The organism is Streptococcus sp. 1621 (assembly GCF_013276615.1).
GTDB lineage: Bacteria > Bacillota > Bacilli > Lactobacillales > Streptococcaceae > Streptococcus.
The window spans coordinates 13,878-30,846 of record NZ_VMLJ01000018.1 but is presented as its reverse complement, the minus strand read 5'-3'; the positions used below and the strand labels follow the sequence as shown (position 1 = coordinate 30,846).

General features: G+C 37.7%; 12 protein-coding genes. 10 read left to right on the top strand and 2 right to left on the bottom strand.

Going from position 1 to position 16,969, the window contains the following annotated elements:
• Window positions 1-5 precede the first annotated feature (5 nt).
• The 7 genes from HT697_RS04730 (at window position 6) to HT697_RS04700 (ending at window position 7,805) form a co-directional block, all read left to right on the top strand.
• Window positions 6-1,127 carry a restriction endonuclease subunit S gene (locus tag HT697_RS04730; protein WP_173262370.1) on the top strand — a complete coding sequence of 374 codons (1,122 nt, stop codon included), beginning with the start codon at window positions 6-8 and terminating at the stop codon, window positions 1,125-1,127.
• A gap of 59 nt (window positions 1,128-1,186) precedes the next feature.
• Window positions 1,187-1,423 (top strand): AbrB family transcriptional regulator, encoded by a 237-nt coding sequence (locus HT697_RS04725; protein WP_000260605.1) that lies wholly within the window; start codon window positions 1,187-1,189, stop codon window positions 1,421-1,423.
• Window positions 1,420-1,833, top strand: coding sequence for a type II toxin-antitoxin system death-on-curing family toxin (locus HT697_RS04720; protein WP_023941843.1), 414 nt, complete (start codon window positions 1,420-1,422; stop codon window positions 1,831-1,833). The genes HT697_RS04725 and HT697_RS04720 overlap by 4 nt, the downstream gene beginning before the upstream one ends.
• A 117-nt stretch (window positions 1,834-1,950) precedes the next feature.
• The gene (gene xerA, locus HT697_RS04715; protein WP_023936148.1) at window positions 1,951-2,916 is read left to right on the top strand and encodes a site-specific tyrosine recombinase/integron integrase; all 966 of its coding nucleotides are present in this window, start codon (window positions 1,951-1,953) and stop codon (window positions 2,914-2,916) included.
• Between the two features lie 33 nt (window positions 2,917-2,949).
• Entirely contained in the window at window positions 2,950-3,999 is a 1,050-nt protein-coding gene (locus HT697_RS04710; protein ID WP_173253391.1) for a restriction endonuclease subunit S, read from the top strand.
• A 29-nt stretch (window positions 4,000-4,028) separates the two neighbouring features.
• Window positions 4,029-7,379 carry a DEAD/DEAH box helicase family protein gene (locus HT697_RS04705; RefSeq protein WP_173253392.1) on the top strand — a complete coding sequence of 1,117 codons (3,351 nt, stop codon included), beginning with the start codon at window positions 4,029-4,031 and terminating at the stop codon, window positions 7,377-7,379.
• 270 nt (window positions 7,380-7,649) lie between these two features.
• Window positions 7,650-7,805: a hypothetical protein gene (locus HT697_RS04700; protein ID WP_173253393.1), complete on the top strand. Its 156-nt coding sequence runs from the start codon at window positions 7,650-7,652 to the stop codon at window positions 7,803-7,805.
• 116 nt (window positions 7,806-7,921) lie between these two features.
• Here the strand turns inward: HT697_RS04700 and HT697_RS04695 are convergent, their stop codons facing one another.
• Window positions 7,922-8,392 carry an arginine repressor gene (locus tag HT697_RS04695; RefSeq protein WP_173253394.1) on the bottom strand — a complete coding sequence of 157 codons (471 nt, stop codon included), beginning with the start codon at window positions 8,390-8,392 and terminating at the stop codon, window positions 7,922-7,924.
• Between the two features lie 18 nt (window positions 8,393-8,410).
• Complete coding sequence (locus HT697_RS04690; protein WP_173253395.1) at window positions 8,411-10,684, bottom strand: Xaa-Pro dipeptidyl-peptidase; 2,274 nt, start codon at window positions 10,682-10,684, stop codon at window positions 8,411-8,413.
• A 345-nt stretch (window positions 10,685-11,029) separates the two neighbouring features.
• On the opposite strand from HT697_RS04690, the gene HT697_RS04685 reads away from it, so the two are divergent.
• From HT697_RS04685 to pyk, 3 genes are all read left to right on the top strand, one after another.
• The gene (locus HT697_RS04685) at window positions 11,030-14,131 is read left to right on the top strand and encodes a DNA polymerase III subunit alpha (RefSeq protein ID WP_173262365.1); all 3,102 of its coding nucleotides are present in this window, start codon (window positions 11,030-11,032) and stop codon (window positions 14,129-14,131) included.
• An 82-nt stretch (window positions 14,132-14,213) separates the two neighbouring features.
• Entirely contained in the window at window positions 14,214-15,221 is a 1,008-nt protein-coding gene (gene pfkA, locus HT697_RS04680) for a 6-phosphofructokinase (protein ID WP_000820871.1), read from the top strand.
• Window positions 15,222-15,279: 58 nt separating this feature from the next.
• Window positions 15,280-16,785, top strand: a complete 1,506-nt coding sequence (gene pyk, locus HT697_RS04675) for a pyruvate kinase (RefSeq protein WP_112443566.1) — start codon at window positions 15,280-15,282, stop codon at window positions 16,783-16,785.
• The last annotated feature ends 184 nt before the right edge of the window (window positions 16,786-16,969 follow it).

Here is a 16,969-nt window from a genome sequence, read left to right as displayed (position 1 = left end):
GCTGTATGAAAAAAGTGAAGTTGGGGGAAATCTTATCTCTAAAAAAAGGAAAGAAAGCCACTGTACTTGCTGAACAAACAACTCTAAGCCAACGTTATATTCAAATAGATGATTTAAGAAATAATAATAATTTAAAATTCACTGAAAGTTTAAATATGACTGAAGCACTCCCAGATGATATTCTGATAGCATGGGATGGTGCTAATGCAGGAACAGTTGGTTATGGGTTATCGGGAGCTGTTGGTAGTACAATTACGGTCTTAAAAAAGAATGAGCGATACAAAGAAAAAATTATATCAGATTACTTGGGAGTCTTTTTGGAAAGTAAATCGCAGTATTTACGAGATCATTCAACAGGGGCAACAATTCCTCATTTAAACAAGAATATATTACTTGATTTACAATTAGAATTGCTAGGTATCGAGGAACAAGAGAACATTATCTGTATTCTTAATACGATTAAAAGGCTTATTACTAAAAGAAAATTGCAGTTAGATGAACTAAACTTGCTCGTCAAATCCCGATTTAACGAGATGTTTGGGGATTTTTATACTACATTATTCCCCAAATATAAAATAGGTGAAAAATTTGAAGTTTCTAGTGGAAGTACACCATCAAGAGATAATAAATTATATTGGGATAGCGGAACGATTAATTGGGTAAAAACAACTGAGGTAATAAATAGAGAAATTACGGAAACTGAGGAAAAAATTACAAAATTTGCTTTAGAAAATACATCTCTTAAACTTTTTCCAGTTAATACAATATTAATTGCTATGTATGGTCAAGGACAAACAAGAGGAAGAAGTGCAATCCTCAAAGTTGAATCTACTAGCAACCAAGCATGTGGGGCTATATTTCCAAATAAAATAGACAATCCAGTTTTTATTTGGCATCAATTAATGCTAAGGTATAGCGAATTACGAGAACTTGGACGAGGAGGAAATCAACCTAATTTAAACGGTCAACTGATTAAAAATTTTGAACTGATTTTCCCCCCACTAGCCCTCCAAAATGAGTTCGCAGACTTTGTAGCCCAAGTCGACAAATCACAATTGGCAATCCAAAAATCTCTGGAAGAACTTGAAACTTTGAAGAAATCTCTGATGCAGGAGTATTTTGGCTGATATTCTGCCATTGTAATTACCGTAATGATTTGTTATAATACAATAAAGGAGGAAATCAGATGGTAGTAAAAACAAGAAAACAAGGAAATTCAATCACCATTACGATTCCAAGTGAATTTAATATTCCAAGTGGTGTTAAATACGAAGCGAAATTGTTACCAAGTGGTGAGATTATCTTTACTCCTGAAGAATTGGGGCAGCAGGTTTCTTATGTATCTGATGATGCCTTTGACTTAAATTTAGATAAAATATTTGACGAATACGACGATGTTTTCAAAGCTTTGGTGGAAAAATGACAATCTATCTGACAGAAAAGCAAATTGAAAAAATAAATGCTTTAGCAATTCAACGGTATTCTCCAAATGAGAAAATTCAAACAGTTAGTCCTTCTGCCTTAAATATGATTGTGAACTTACCAGAACAATTTGTCTTTGGGAAGCCTCTTTATCCAACAATTTTTGATAAAGCAACGATACTATTTGTCCAATTGATAAAGAAGCATGTTTTTGCTAATGCTAATAAAAGAACTGCTTTCTTCGTTTTGGTCAAATTTTTACAATTAAACGGCTATCGTTTTTCTGTAACGGTAGAAGAAGCAGTAAAAATGTGTGTAACCATCGCAGTAGAAGCTTTAACTGATGAAAAAATGACAAGCTACTCCAAATGGGTTTCTGAACATTCTGTTAGAGAAAAGGTCAAAAAGTAACCTAGTATGCTGGATTTGAATGAGCACAAGAAAATAAATGAACAGACAATATTAGAATTCTGTAATGCAGAAACTGATATTGTCTCTTTTTATTGATGAATAAGAAAGTGAGAAATTATGGAATCAAAAGTTACAATTATCATGCAAGAAATGTTACCTCTTTTAAATAATGAACAATTACTAGCGTTGAGAGAGAGTTTAGAACATCATCTAGTAGACGGAAAAAAGCAGCAGAAGTATTCGAATAATAACCTGTTGCAACTATTTATTACCGCCAAGCAGGTAGAGGGCTGTAGCTCAAAAACAATTCGTTATTACCAGAGGACGATTGAAAACTTGTTTAATGGTATTAAGGAGTCTGTGACACAACTCACAACAGATGATTTAAGGAGTTATTTAGCAAATTACCAGTCTGAAAAGGATTGTAGTAAGGCGAATTTAGACAATATTAGGCGTATATTGTCTTCTTTTTTTGCTTGGCTTGAGCAAGAGGAATATATCATTAAAAATCCCATTCGACGGATAAAGAAAATTAAGACTGAGCAAAATGTGAAGGAAACTTATACTGATGAACATTTGGAAATTATGCGCGATAACTGTGAAAATTTGAGAGATTTGGCAATAATAGACCTACTAGCATCGACAGGTATGCGTGTAGGGGAGCTTGTACAGTTGAATCGTTCAGATATTGATTTTGAAAACAGAGAGTGTGTTGTCTTTGGTAAAGGAAAGAAGGAGAGACCAGTATATTTTGACGCTCGTACGAAAATTCATTTAAGAAACTATCTTAACGACAGAAAAGATAGTCACCCTGCTCTTTTTGTAACGTTAGTTGGAAAAGTCCAGAGGCTTGGAATTGCTGGTGTAGAGATTCGCTTAAGAAAGTTAGGAGACAAACTCGGTATACAAAAGGTTCACCCACATAAGTTCAGAAGAACTTTAGCGACTAAGGCAATTGATAAAGGTATGCCTATCGAGCAAGTCCAAAAACTGCTAGGTCATAGCAAGATTGACACAACCCTGGCCTATGCCATGGTCAATCAAAATAATGTCAAGCATTCACACCAAAAATTCATCTCTTAAAAGCAAATCCCGATATTCCGAGGAGGTGGTTGCATGAAGAAAGTGAAATTAGGGCAAGTGGCTACTTTTATCAATGGCTATGCTTTTAAACCTCAAGATTGGTCATCTGAAGGGAAAGAGATTATCAGAATACAGAATCTGACTAAAACTTCAAAAGGGATAAATTATTATTCGGGTACGATTGATAAAAAATACATTGTTGAAGCTGGTGATATCCTTATTTCGTGGTCGGGTACATTAGGGATTTTTCAGTGGTGTGGAAGATCCGCAGTGTTAAATCAGCACATTTTTAAAGTGGTTTTTGATAAGATAGATATAGATAAATCGTATTTTAAATATGTTGTTGAAAAAGGTTTACAAGATGCTGTAAAACATACTCATGGTTCCACAATGAAACATTTAACTAAAAAATATTTTGATAATATTATGGTTCCATATACAAATTTGGGAGAGCAACAAAAAATTGCAAGTGAGCTGGATTTGTTAAGCAAGCTGATTTTAAGGAGACAAGAACAACTTGAAGAGCTTAATCTACTTGTAAAATCCCGATTTAACGAGATGTTTGGGGATCCTTTAAATAATAACAAGAAATTTGCAGTAAAAACGGGACAACAGTGTTTTAAATTTTCAAGTGGAAAATTTCTTGATAAACATGATAGAGTTTTTGAAGGTTATCCTGCCTATGGTGGAAATGGCATTGCTTGGAAAAGTCGAAAATATTTAATTGATAATCCTACTATCATCATTGGTCGTGTAGGTGCATATTGCGGTAATGTAAGAACTACCTACGGTAAGGTATGGATAAGTGATAATGCTATATATATAAAAGAATTTAAGAATTCCGATTTTAATCTTGTATTTTTATTAGAATTAATGAAAGTAATTGATTTTAGTAAATTTGCTGATTTCTCAGGTCAACCAAAGATAACTCAAAAACCATTAGAAAATCAGAAATATATTCTCCCCCCTCTTTCCCTCCAAAATGAGTTCGCAGACTTTGTAGCCCAGGTCGACAAATCACAATTTGCTTGTGAGATAGCTATAAAAGTGTGGAGAAATAGCTTGAAATTTAGTATAATATAGCTAAACTATTTGTTTAAAGTGAGAAAAAAATGGGAAATTTTAGCTTTCTTTTAAAAAATGACGAATATGAATCTTTTTCAAAACCTTGCATTGAAGCTGAGAATATGATTGCTACATCAACTGTGGCTACTGCCTTTATGGCGCGTCGTGCTTTAGAGCAGGCTGTCCATTGGATATATAGTCACGATTCATATTTAGAAGCTCCCTATCGTGCTACTCTATCTTCTTTAGTATGGGATGATGATTTTAGGGATATCGTAGATTCTGAACTCCACAAGCAGATAGTTCTGTTGATTCGGTGGGGAAACCATGCTGCTCATGGTGGTGAAATTAAGGAACGAGAAGCTATTTTAGCTTTGCATCATTTGTATCAGTTTGTTAATTTTATCGATTATTGTTACAGCAATGAGTTTGTGGAGCGTTATTTTGATGAGAAGTGCTTACCACTTTCAGCAAACATCAAATACCGAGAAACTCCACAATCTATGATAAAGTTACAAGACAGTTTACCAGAACTGCCTGATTTTCATGAACAGATGGCTGCTCAGTCCGTAGAAGTTCAAGAGACTTATACTGAAAAACGTGAGACTGCAGCGCAACGGCAAGATGTGCCTTTCCATATTGATCAATTATCTGAGGCAGAGACAAGAAAGCTCTTTATTGATATCGATCTCCGTCTAGCAGGATGGATATTTGAAGAAAACTGTCGTGTTGAGATAGCTGTTGATGGTCTCAAGCACGGTTCAGGAATTGGTTACTGTGACTATGTACTTTATGGTAAAAATGGGAAAATTTTAGCGATTGTGGAGGCTAAAAAAGCCTCTGTCAATCCAGAAGTAGGGGAAGTACAGGTCAAAGAATATGCTGAAGCTCTGGAGAAATATATCGGCTATCAGCCAATTTGCTTTATTACAAATGGCTTGAAGCACTATATACTTGATGGTCCAAACCGCCGCCAGATTGCAGGCTTTTACTCTCAAGAAGAATTGCAATTAGTGATGGATAGACGTCATCTTCAAAAACCACTTGAGGATATTTCTAGTAAAATTAGGGACGATATTTCCGGGCGTCACTACCAAAAACATGCGATTGCAAGCGTTTGTGAAGCTTTCTCTAATCATCGTAGACAGGCACTTTTGGTTATGGCAACTGGGGCTGGGAAAACTCGTACAGCAGTTTCTCTAGTTGATATCTTATCACGTCATAACTGGGTAAAAAACGTTCTCTTCTTAGCCGATAGAACTTCCTTGGTTAAGCAAGCCTATGATTCGTTTAGGAAATTACTCCCAGATCTTTCCGTTTGTAACTTCTTAGAAGATAAAGAAGGAGCTCAATCAAGTCGCATGGTCTTTTCAACTTATCCGACTATGATTGGAGCGATTAGTGGTCAAGAAGAAGTAAATCAACGTCCTTTCACTGTTGGGCATTTTGACCTTATCATAATTGACGAATCTCACCGTTCTATTTATCAGAAATACAAGTCCATTTTTGATTATTTTGATGCAAGGATTGTAGGCTTAACAGCTACTCCGCGTCAAGATTTAGATAAAAACACCTATGGATTCTTTAATTTGGAGAATGGTGTTCCAACATATGCATATGATTTGGAAGAGGCTGTTAAAGACGGATATTTAGTAGCCTATCATTCTATCGAAACCAAACTGAAACTACCTACGGATGGTCTACATTATGATGATTTGTCCGAAGAAGAAAAGGAACATTTTGATAGCAAATTTGAAGACGATAGCTGTGAAAAAGATATTGATGGGAGTGTGTTTAATTCCTTTATTTTCAATAAAAGTACAGTAGAAATTGTTTTAAATGAACTCATGACAAGAGGAATTCAGACAGCCTCGGGTGATGAAATTGGTAAAACTATTATTTTTGCTAAAAATCATGATCATGCGGAATATATCAGAGGTATTTTTAACAACCGCTATCCTGAAAAAGAGAGCGACTATGCTCAGGTGATTGATTATAGTATTAAGCATTATCAGACCTTGATTGATGATTTTAAAATTAAGGAGAAGTATCCTCAAATTGCGATTTCTGTCGATATGTTAGATACAGGTATTGATGTACCAGAGGTTGTTAATTTAGTCTTCTTCAAGAAAGTACGCTCTAAAACTAAGTTTTGGCAGATGATTGGTCGAGGAACCCGTCTATGTAAAGATTTATTTGGACCTGAGCAGGATAAGGAAAACTTCTTGGTATTTGATTATGGGGACAATTTTGATTATTTTCGTGCAGATCCAAGAGATGGAGAGGGGCGTCACATTGTTTCGTTGAGTCAGCGTTTATTTAATATCAAAGTGGACTTGATTCGAGAACTTCAGGGACTCCAATACCAAGAAGATCAGTTTGCTAGAGCATACCGTCAGGAGCTTGTTTCAGAACTTCAAGGTCGTATAGAGAGCTTAAATGAGTTGGACTTCAGGGTTCGTATGGTTTTAGATACAGTTTATAGCTATAGGAAATTGGAAAGTTGGCAGAATCTAACTGCTGTTACAAGTGAGACCATTCAAAAAAATCTCTCTCCGCTTTTATTTGATGAAGATAAAGAAGATGAGATGGCGAGGAGATTTGATCTGTGCTTGCTTCATATTCAGTTGGGGCAACTGACAGCTAAATCTTCCGCTGTTCATATTTCCCAAGTGATGAAGACGGCTAGAGCTCTTTCTGCTATTGGTAATATTCCGCAGGTTTTTGAGCAGGCTGAAATTATCAGGAAAGTACAGGAGCCTGAATTTTGGAAAGAAGTTAGCTTGTCTGATTTGGAAAAAATTCGTCTTGCTATTCGAGATTTATTACAGTTTTTGGATAAAACAGACCGTAAACCCTACTATGTTAACTTTGAAGATCGTATACTCTCTACTGTTCACGAGACCACAGCATTTTTGCAGGTCAACGATCTTCGATCTTATAATGAAAAAGTTGAGCATTATTTGAAAACTCATCTGGATGAGGAGTCCATTTCTAAGCTATACCATAATAAAAAGTTGACATCTGATGATATGCTTGCACTTGAAAAATTGCTCTGGGAAAAATTAGGTAGTAAAGCAGACTACCAACATCATTATGAAAATAAGGCAATTCCGAGATTGGTGCGTGAGATTATTGGCTTAGATAGAAAGTCTGCTAATCGTATTTTTTCTAAATTTTTGTCGGATGAGAATCTTAATGCTAGGCAGATTTCATTTGTGAAATTGATTGTAGACTACATTGTAGAAAATGGTTGCTTAGAGATGAAAGTGTTAACGCAAGAGCCGTTTAAATCTCATGGATCTGTTCAGCTACTCTTTCAACACCAACTACCAGTACTTCGTAATATTGTTCAAACCATTGAACTTATCAATAATCGAGCTGGAGAAGTGGCTTAAATTCTAAAGTGATTGCCATGCTGAGACTCATTTAAAATTAAAAAGAGTAGAAATTTATGTTATATATGAGAAGTTTTATTAGGAAGAATGTCATCGTTTTCCTAGAATACAGTATCAGTTGTTAAGTGGCTGATAAATTTCAAAGTAGATACTTGTACCACGATGTTTGTTGATCGAGTTATTAACAAAAGAGCTACTTTGATTTTAAAGAAATAGAAAACAAAAAGCCGAGCAAGAATTCAATTGCAGGAGAAAATGAAGGAATACTCAATGAAAATCAAAGATCAAACTAGGAAACTAGTTGCAGGCTGCTCAAAATACTGTTTTGAGGTTGTAGATAAGACTGACGAAGTCAGTAACCATACCCACGGCAAGGCGATGTTGACGGAGATTGAAGAGATTTTCGAAGAGTATAAATCTTCCTAGGATAAAGCAAAACGCATAGTATCAAGGGTTTTCAACACTTGATACTATGCGTTTTCTGATGTTAAAGACTTTCTACCAGGTTTTTTTAAAGCATAATTGTTAGTTGTAGTCATTTATTATTCTTCAAAGAAAAATGGTGGGGCGAATTTTTTCAGTTCTTCAAAGCACTTTTGAGCAGCATCTGTATCTTCACAGATGATAAGGCAAACATCATCACCACAAAGGGTTGCGATAATATATTGGAAATCAAGAGCATCAATAATTGTCGCGAACGATTGTGCTAGACCAGGAAGAGTTTTGAGTAGGACTTGGTGCTGAATAGGTCGCAACATGATGAGGGCATCTTCCATATAGTTTTCCAAACGTTTTTCCCATTTTGAGATGGAACCATTATTAAGAACATAATAAGCGTTATCTTCTTCGCGGACTTTTGACAGGTTCATATTTTTGATGTCGCGTGAGAGAGTTGCCTGGGTAACTTGAATGTCGTTATCAGCAAGAAGGGCTTGCAACTCAGCCTGTGTATGAATCTTGTTTTTTGCAACAAGAGCGCGTATGAGTTGGTGGCGGTGTTCAGATTTATTCATAATAATTTAACTCCTTTTTTAGTAAGGTATTGTAAGTGTGGACTGAGCGAGGTCGACAGTCAAGTGGTAGTCGGTATTGTCACGGATTGTGATTTCAAAGTCAGTAGTATAGAGGACTAAACGAAGAGTATCTCCTTCTTTTAGCTTATAAATAGTTGGTTGCAGTTCAAATTGCACATCCATCCATTCATCTGCAGTAATATCCTCTACTAACAGTAGATCAGTTCTATTTTGTAAATTAAGGTAGCCTTTTGTCACGACTCGTTGTGCATCTGGCCTAAATGGTAATTCACAGAGATTTTCCAACATGTGGTAGCGTCCATTATCAATGGTTTTAGCACTTAAAATAGCTGGATAAGGTTGTAGGTATTTCTTTTGACCAAGTTCCAGTAGTTGAGCAGATAAGAACCCCTTGTTTGTGCTGGATTTGATACGAAGATTAAGCTGAGCGCGACCGTTCAGGTGGAGATCTTTAGTCACAGGCAGGTCAATAGTAATCTGATTGGCTTTCCCTTGATAGAGTTCCGTATTGAAGGTCTGGTAGGTCTTACCATAACGCTCAAAATCCTTATCTGGGTACTGGTTTTGAATAGCTTGCTCTTCTTGCCCAAGTGAGAAGGTTTCAAAGTTTTCTTGCCCACCGAAGTTATCAAGTGATAGCCAAGTCTGTGGAGCTGTATTGTCCTGCCAGATAAGAGTAGGAAGTTGGAAATCTGTATCTTGTCCCAGTAATTTTTTAGTCAATAAGGCATTCATGGCTTCACGGAAATCAATGGACTGCCAGTTATTCATATAAACATGGGCACCATTATGGAAAAAGAGGTGCTTGTTTATATGATTAGGAAGGGCATGGAACATCTGGTAAACATGAAGTGGTTTGACATTCCAATCCTGTGAACCGTGGGTAAAGACAACCTCTGCTTTTACATTATGGGCATTGAGCAGATAGTTGCGATCATGCCAAAACTGGTTATAGTCGCCGGTCTTGCGATCTAGTTGTTCCTTTACTTTTTCTAAGTCAGCTTGGTGAGCTTCATTGCCACGGATATAGTCGCCAGCCAAGAGATTACGAGAATAGGTTAACTCAGCAAGGGAGTCAAAGTCCTCACCGGGATAACCGCCTGGACTAGTTACCAGACCGTTTTCACGGTAGTAGTTGTACCATGAAGAAATGCCAGCCTCAGCAATGATTACTTCTAAACCATCGACGCCTGTAGTCGCAAGCCCATTGGACATAGTTCCAAGATAGGAAAGTCCAGTTGTGGCAACTTTTCCGTTTGACCAGTCAGCTTTGACTTGACGTTGGCGCGTGTGGTCAGTAAAGGCACGGCAACGGCCATTAAGCCAATCGATGACATTTTTATAAGCCTCGATTTGCTGGTAGTCTCCATTAGTCATGAAACCAGTAGAGTCTTTGGTACCAATACCTGACACATAGAGATTGGCAAAACCTCGTGGAAGGAAATAGTCATTAAGAGTATAGCTAGAGTTGATGTGGCTTAGCTTTTCCTCAGCTTCCGACACAAGCTCAGCTTGGCCTTGGGGTTGGACGAGATTGAGTTGAGGTTCCTCTAGTTCAATCTTATGAGCAGGCTTTACCTCAAGCTCGCCCTCCATCTTGTAGAGAGCCTTATCGCTTGCCTTGTCATTTGTTCCCTGATGATAAGGGCTGGCTGTCATGATGGCAGGGATTTTTCCATCAAAACGAGGACGAATAATGCTGACCTTGACTAAGTCTGGAAGACCTTTTTGGTCAGTATCGACACGAGACTCAACGTAAACGACTTCACGAATGACATCATGGCTGGAAAAAGTTGCTAAACTTTTGCCGTTAAAGTAGTGATAGTCATTATCCTCAGAGATAAGACCGTCGCTTACCAGTTGATGAATCAGGGTATTCCCTTTTTTGGTGCGAGTATTGAGTAACTGATAGAGATTTTCAATCAAGTCATCGTATACAATAGGAAATCCAGTCTCTTTACGAAAAGCTTCACTGTCTTCGAAGTCAACCAAATAAGAAAAGCCTAAAAGTTGAAAAGTAACAGTATAAAAAATATCTGCTGTCAAGTCTTTATCAGATTTGAAAAAAGTTAATATGTTAGTTTCTTTGTCTATAGCCAAGCAGGAGAGTGGATAGTCGGTGTTCTCATAAGTGAAAAAGAAGCGACGTAAAAAAGTTTCCAGTAATTCCTTGGGATTGGCTGTGTTTTGTAAATCAAAGCCACATTTTTTTAGTTCAGATAAGATATTTTCTTTTGGAAAAGTGATATAACTATATTGATTAAAACGCATAGAACCTCCATATAGAATGATAGTTAAGGTTATTATATCAAAAAAAAAGCAGAAAGGGAATTGTTAACTGCAAAAGGAAATAATCCAATAAAAATGAATAAAGTGCTAAATTCAATATAGAGAACAGTGTAATAATAGACGTAATGGGTATAATATAAAAATTCTAGGAGATTTATATTGTATGTTTTCTATTTTATATATAATATAGTATAAATATAAAAAATAATGACAAAAACACAAATGAATAAAAAGTAAATTAGTACGCTGATGAAATTTTTCTCAAGAGAAGCCTTTTATAGGTGAAAATGGTATAATATAGTGAGAAGGATAGAGGAGAAGTGTAAATTGATCGCACAACTAGATACAAAAACAGTCTATAGTTTTATGGAGAGTGTCATTTCAATCACCAAGTATGTGAGAGCAGCTAAAGAATTCGGCTACACTCATCTGGCTATAATGGATATTGATAATCTTTATGGTGCTTTTGACTTTCTAGAGGTTACAAAAAAATATGGCATTCATCCTTTATTAGGGCTTGAAATGACTGTATTTGTGGATGCTCAGGAAGTGAATCTGCGCTTTTTAGCTCTATCTAGTGTGGGCTATCAGCAGTTGATGAAGCTTTCAACAGCCAAGATGCAGGGGGAGAAAACTTGGTCAGTCCTGTCTCAGTACCTAGAGGATATCGCGGTAATTGTGCCTTATTTTGAAGAGCTTGAATCACTAAATCTAGGCTGTGATTACTATATAGGGGTTTATCCGGAAACACTGGTAAGCGAATTTTATCGTCCTATCTTACCCCTCTATCGGGTCAATGTCTTTGAAAGTAGGGATAGAGAAGTTCTGCAAGTCTTAACAGCAATTAAAGAAAACCTACCGCTCAGAGAAGTTCCCTTGCGTTCACGACAAGATGTCTTTATATCAGCAAATTCTTTAGAGAAATTATTCCTAGAACGATTTCCGCAAGCCTTGGAAAACTTAGAAAAGCTTATTTCAGGTATTTCTTACGATTTGGATACTAGTTTGAAACTGCCTCGTTTTAACCCAGCTAGACCAGCAGTAGAAGAGTTGAGAGAACGTGCTGAGCTTGGGCTTGCCCAGAAGGGATTGTCTAGTAAAGAATATCAAGATCGACTAGACCAAGAATTGGCTGTTATTCATGATATGGGTTTTGATGATTATTTCTTGGTTGTCTGGGATTTGCTGCGTTTTGGACGCTTGAATGGTTATTATATGGGCATGGGACGGGGTTCCGCAGTTGGTAGCTTGGTTTCCTATGCCTTGGACATTACAGGAATTGACCCAGTAGAGAAAAATCTGATTTTTGAACGTTTCCTCAATCGTGAACGCTATACCATGCCTGATATTGATATTGATATTCCTGATATTTATCGTCCAGATTTTATCAGGTATGTTGGCAATAAATACGGTAGTAAACATGCGGCGCAAATCGTTACTTTTTCTACCTTTGGCGCCAAGCAGGCCTTGCGAGATGTTTTGAAACGCTATGGTGTGCCCGAGTATGAATTATCTGCAATTACCAAGAAAATCAGTTTTCGGGACAATCTTAAGTCGGCCTATGAGGGCAATCTCCAGTTTCGTCAGCAAATCAATAGTAAGTTAGAATACCAAAAAGCCTTTGACATTGCCTGCAAGATTGAGGGCTATCCAAGACAAACCTCTGTCCATGCAGCTGGTGTTGTAATCAGTGACCAAGATTTGACCAACTACATTCCTCTAAAGCATGGTGATGAAATTCCACTGACTCAGTATGATGCTCATGGAGTTGAAGCTAGTGGGCTTTTGAAAATGGACTTTCTGGGACTACGAAATTTGACCTTTGTCCAGAAAATGCAAGAATTGCTTGCTGAAACAGAAGATATTCATCTGAAAATAGAAGAAATAGATTTGGAAGACAACGAAACGTTAGCTTTATTTGCCTCTGGAAATACAAAAGGTATCTTTCAATTTGAGCAACCGGGTGCCATTCGCTTGCTCAAGCGTGTCCAACCAGTTTGTTTTGAAGATGTCGTAGCAACTACTTCCCTAAATCGACCAGGTGCTAGTGACTACATCAATAATTTTGTGGCAAGAAAGCATGGGCAGGAAGAAGTGACTGTTCTGGATCCAGTACTGGAGGATATTTTGGCTCCAACCTATGGTATCATGCTCTATCAGGAGCAGGTTATGCAGGTTGCTCAGCGATTTGCTGGATTTAGTCTTGGGAAAGCCGATATTTTGCGTCGGGCTATGGGGAAAAAGGATGCCTCTGCCATGCATGAGATGAGGGCTTCCTTTATTCAAGGTTCATTAGAAGCTGGTCATACTGTGGAAAAGGCAGAGCAGGTCTTTGATGTCATGGAGAAGTTTGCAGGTTATGGTTTTAACCGATCTCATGCCTATGCATACTCAGCCTTGGCTTTCCAGTTGGCTTATTTCAAAACGCATTATCCAGCCATTTTTTATCAGGTCATGTTGAATTCTGCCAACAGTGATTACTTAACAGATGCCTTAGAAGCAGGCTTTGAAGTGGCGCCTCTGTCCATCAACACCATTCCCTATCACGATAAAATTGCGAACAAGTCCATCTATCTGGGATTGAAATCGATTAAGGGAGTCAGCAAGGATCTGGCTCTATGGATTCTTGAAAACAGACCCTATTCTAACATTGAAGATTTTATAGCTAAATTACCTGAAAATTATTTGAAACTTCCTCTGCTAGAACCTTTGGTAAAAGTTGGTCTTTTCGATTTATTTGAAAAAAATCGTCAAAAAGTATTCAATAATTTAGTTAATCTATTTGAATTTGTGAAAGAGTTAGGAAGTTTGTTTGGAGATACTATTTATAGTTGGCAGGAATCGGAAGATTGGACAGAGCAAGAAAAATTCTATATGGAACAAGAGCTTTTAGGGATAGGTGTTAGCAAACATCCCCTACAAACTATCGCAAGTAAAGCTATTTACCCGATTACCCCAATCGGAAATTTATCAGAAAATAGCTACGCTATTATTTTGGTTGAAGTTCAGAAAATAAAAGTAATTCGTACCAAAAAGGGCGAAAACATGGCTTTCTTACAGGTAGATGATAGTAAAAAAAAATTGGATGTTACTCTCTTTTCAGACTTATATCGTCAGATTGGGCAGGAAATAAAAGAGGGAGCCTTCTACTATATAAAAGGAAAAATCCAGTCACGTGATGGCCGTCTGCAAATGATTGCACAAGAAATAAGAGAAGCAGTTGCTGAACGCTTTTGGATACAGGTGAAAAATCATAAATCGGATCAAGAAATTTCACGTATTTTAGACCAATATAAAGGCCAAATCCCAGTCATCATCAGGTATGAAGAGGAACAGAAAACAATCGTTTCTTCCCATCATTTTGTAGCTAAATCCAATGAATTAGAAGCGAAGTTGAATGAAATCGTTATGAAAACGATTTATCGCTAAAAATACGGAAAATAGAAGAATTTTAAAATCAAATGTGGTATAATCAAGAAGAATGTTAAAAGAAAAAGGAGCATAAACCAATATGAAACGTATTGCTGTTTTGACTAGTGGTGGAGACGCCCCTGGTATGAACGCTGCTATCCGTGCAGTTGTTCGTCAAGCAATTTCAGAAGGAATGGAAGTGTTTGGTATCTATGACGGATATGCTGGTATGGTTGCCGGTGAAATTCATCCCTTAAATGCGGCTTCAGTAGGAAACATCATTTCTCGTGGTGGTACTTTCCTTCACTCAGCTCGTTACCCAGAGTTCGCTCAACTTGAAGGGCAACTTAAAGGGATTGAGCAATTGAAAAAACACGGCATTGAAGGTGTAGTTGTTATCGGTGGTGACGGATCTTACCACGGTGCTATGCGTTTGACTGAGCATGGTTTCCCAGCTATCGGTCTTCCAGGTACAATTGATAACGATATCGTTGGTACTGACTTCACAATCGGTTTTGACACAGCGGTTACGACTGCTATGGACGCTATCGATAAGATTCGTGATACATCATTAAGTCACCGTCGTACTTTTGTCATCGAAGTTATGGGGCGTAACGCTGGTGATATCGCTCTTTGGGCGGGTATCGCAACTGGTGCTGATGAAATTATTATCCCTGAAGAAGACTTCAAAATTGAAGATATCGTAGCAAGCATCAAAGCTGGCTATGAATGTGGTAAAAGACACAATATCATCGTTTTGGCAGAGGGTGTTATGTCAGCAGATGAATTTGCTCAAAAACTGAAAGAAGCAGGAGATACGACCGATCTTCGTGTGACAGAACTTGGACATATTCAACGTGGTGGTTCTCCAACTGCGCGTGACCGTGTATTGGCGTCACGTATGGGTGCCCATGCCGTTAAACTTCTTAAAAAAGGTATCGGTGGTGTTGCGGTAGGTATTCGTAACGAAAAAATGGTTGAAAATCCAATTCTTGGTACTGCAGAAGAAGGAGCATTGTTTAGTTTGGCAGCAGACGGTAAGATTATTGTAAATAATCCACACAAAGCTGATCTTGACCTGTCACAATTGAACAATTGCTTGTCATAATTCATAATTTAGTTAATAAGACCAAAAGGTCATATATATAAAGGAGTCACAAAAAATCATGAACAAACGTGTAAAAATCGTTGCAACTTTGGGTCCTGCGGTAGAAATCCGTGGTGGTAAAAAATTCGGTGATGACGGATACTGGGGTGAAAAACTTGATGTTGAAGCTTCAGCTAAAAACATTGCTAAATTGATTGAAGCTGGTGCTAACACATTCCGTTTCAACTTCTCACACGGTGACCACCAAGAACAAGGTGAGCGTATGGCAACTGTTAAACTTGCTGAAAAACTTGCAGGTAAAAAAGTTGGTTTCCTTCTTGATACAAAAGGACCTGAAATCCGTACAGAATTGTTCGAAGGTGAAGCTAAAGAATATTCATACAAAACTGGTGAAAAAATCCGTGTTGCAACTAAACAAGGAATCAAATCAACTCGTGAAGTGATTGCATTGAACGTTGCTGGTGCTCTTGATATCTATGATGATGTTGAAGTTGGTCGTCAAGTGTTGGTTGACGATGGTAAACTTGGTCTTCGTGTGGTTGCTAAAGATGACGCAACTCGTGAGTTTGAAGTTGAAGTTGAAAATGATGGCGTAATTGCTAAACAAAAAGGTGTGAACATTCCTAACACTAAAATTCCTTTCCCAGCTCTTGCTGAACGCGATAACGACGATATCCGTTTCGGTCTTGAACAAGGTATCAACTTCATCGCGATTTCATTCGTACGTACTGCAAAAGACGTGAACGAAGTTCGTGCAATCTGTGAAGAAACTGGAAACGGACACGTTCAATTGTTCGCTAAAATCGAAAACCAACAAGGTATCGATAACTTGGATGAAATCATCGAAGCTGCTGATGGTATCATGATCGCTCGTGGTGACATGGGTATCGAAGTACCATTCGAAATGGTTCCAGTTTACCAAAAAATGATCATCACTAAAGTCAATGCTGCAGGTAAAGTTGTTATCACTGCAACAAACATGCTTGAAACAATGACTGAAAAACCACGTGCAACTCGTTCAGAAGTATCAGACGTATTTAACGCTGTTATCGACGGAACTGACGCAACAATGCTTTCAGGTGAGTCTGCAAACGGTAAATACCCACTCGAGTCAGTAACTACAATGGCTACAATCGACAAGAACGCTCAAACTCTTCTTAATGAATACGGACGTTTGGATTCAGATTCATTTGAGCGTAACTCTAAGACAGAAGTAATGGCTTCAGCTGTTAAAGATGCTACTAACTCAATGGACATTAAATTGGTTGTAACTCTTACTAAGACAGGTCACACTGCACGTTTGATTTCTAAATATCGTCCAAATGCTGACATCTTGGCATTGACATTTGATGAATTGACAGAACGTGGCTTGATGTTGAACTGGGGTGTTATCCCAATGTTGACAGATGCTCCATCTTCAACTGACGATATGTTTGAAATCGCTGAACGTAAAGCGGTAGAAGCAGGTCTCGTTGAGTCAGGCGATGATATCGTTATCGTTGCTGGTGTACCAGTAGGAGAAGCTGTTCGTACAAATACAATGCGTATCCGCACAGTACGTTAAGAAAAATATAAAAACCTATCATATCCAGCTTTAGAGCTTGTGTGATAGGCTTTTTTTGTATAGAGGGTAAGAAAGAGGCAAAACTTTCATAATGGATTGATACTCTTCGAAAATCTCTTCAAACCACGTCAGCGTCGCCTTGCCGTATATATGTGACTGACTTTGTCAGTCTTATCTACAACCT

Coding starts and splice junctions, on each gene's coding strand:
- HT697_RS04695 (WP_173253394.1), bottom strand. CDS start 8,392: ATGAATAAATCTGAACACCGCCACCAACTCATACGCGCTCTTGTTGCA.
- HT697_RS04690 (WP_173253395.1), bottom strand. CDS start 10,684: ATGCGTTTTAATCAATATAGTTATATCACTTTTCCAAAAGAAAATATC.
- HT697_RS04710 (WP_173253391.1), top strand. CDS start 2,950: ATGAAGAAAGTGAAATTAGGGCAAGTGGCTACTTTTATCAATGGCTAT.
- xerA (WP_023936148.1), top strand. CDS start 1,951: ATGGAATCAAAAGTTACAATTATCATGCAAGAAATGTTACCTCTTTTA.
- HT697_RS04705 (WP_173253392.1), top strand. CDS start 4,029: ATGGGAAATTTTAGCTTTCTTTTAAAAAATGACGAATATGAATCTTTT.
- HT697_RS04720 (WP_023941843.1), top strand. CDS start 1,420: ATGACAATCTATCTGACAGAAAAGCAAATTGAAAAAATAAATGCTTTA.
- pfkA (WP_000820871.1), top strand. CDS start 14,214: ATGAAACGTATTGCTGTTTTGACTAGTGGTGGAGACGCCCCTGGTATG.
- HT697_RS04730 (WP_173262370.1), top strand. CDS start 6: ATGAAAAAAGTGAAGTTGGGGGAAATCTTATCTCTAAAAAAAGGAAAG.
- HT697_RS04700 (WP_173253393.1), top strand. CDS start 7,650: ATGAAAATCAAAGATCAAACTAGGAAACTAGTTGCAGGCTGCTCAAAA.
- pyk (WP_112443566.1), top strand. CDS start 15,280: ATGAACAAACGTGTAAAAATCGTTGCAACTTTGGGTCCTGCGGTAGAA.
- HT697_RS04725 (WP_000260605.1), top strand. CDS start 1,187: ATGGTAGTAAAAACAAGAAAACAAGGAAATTCAATCACCATTACGATT.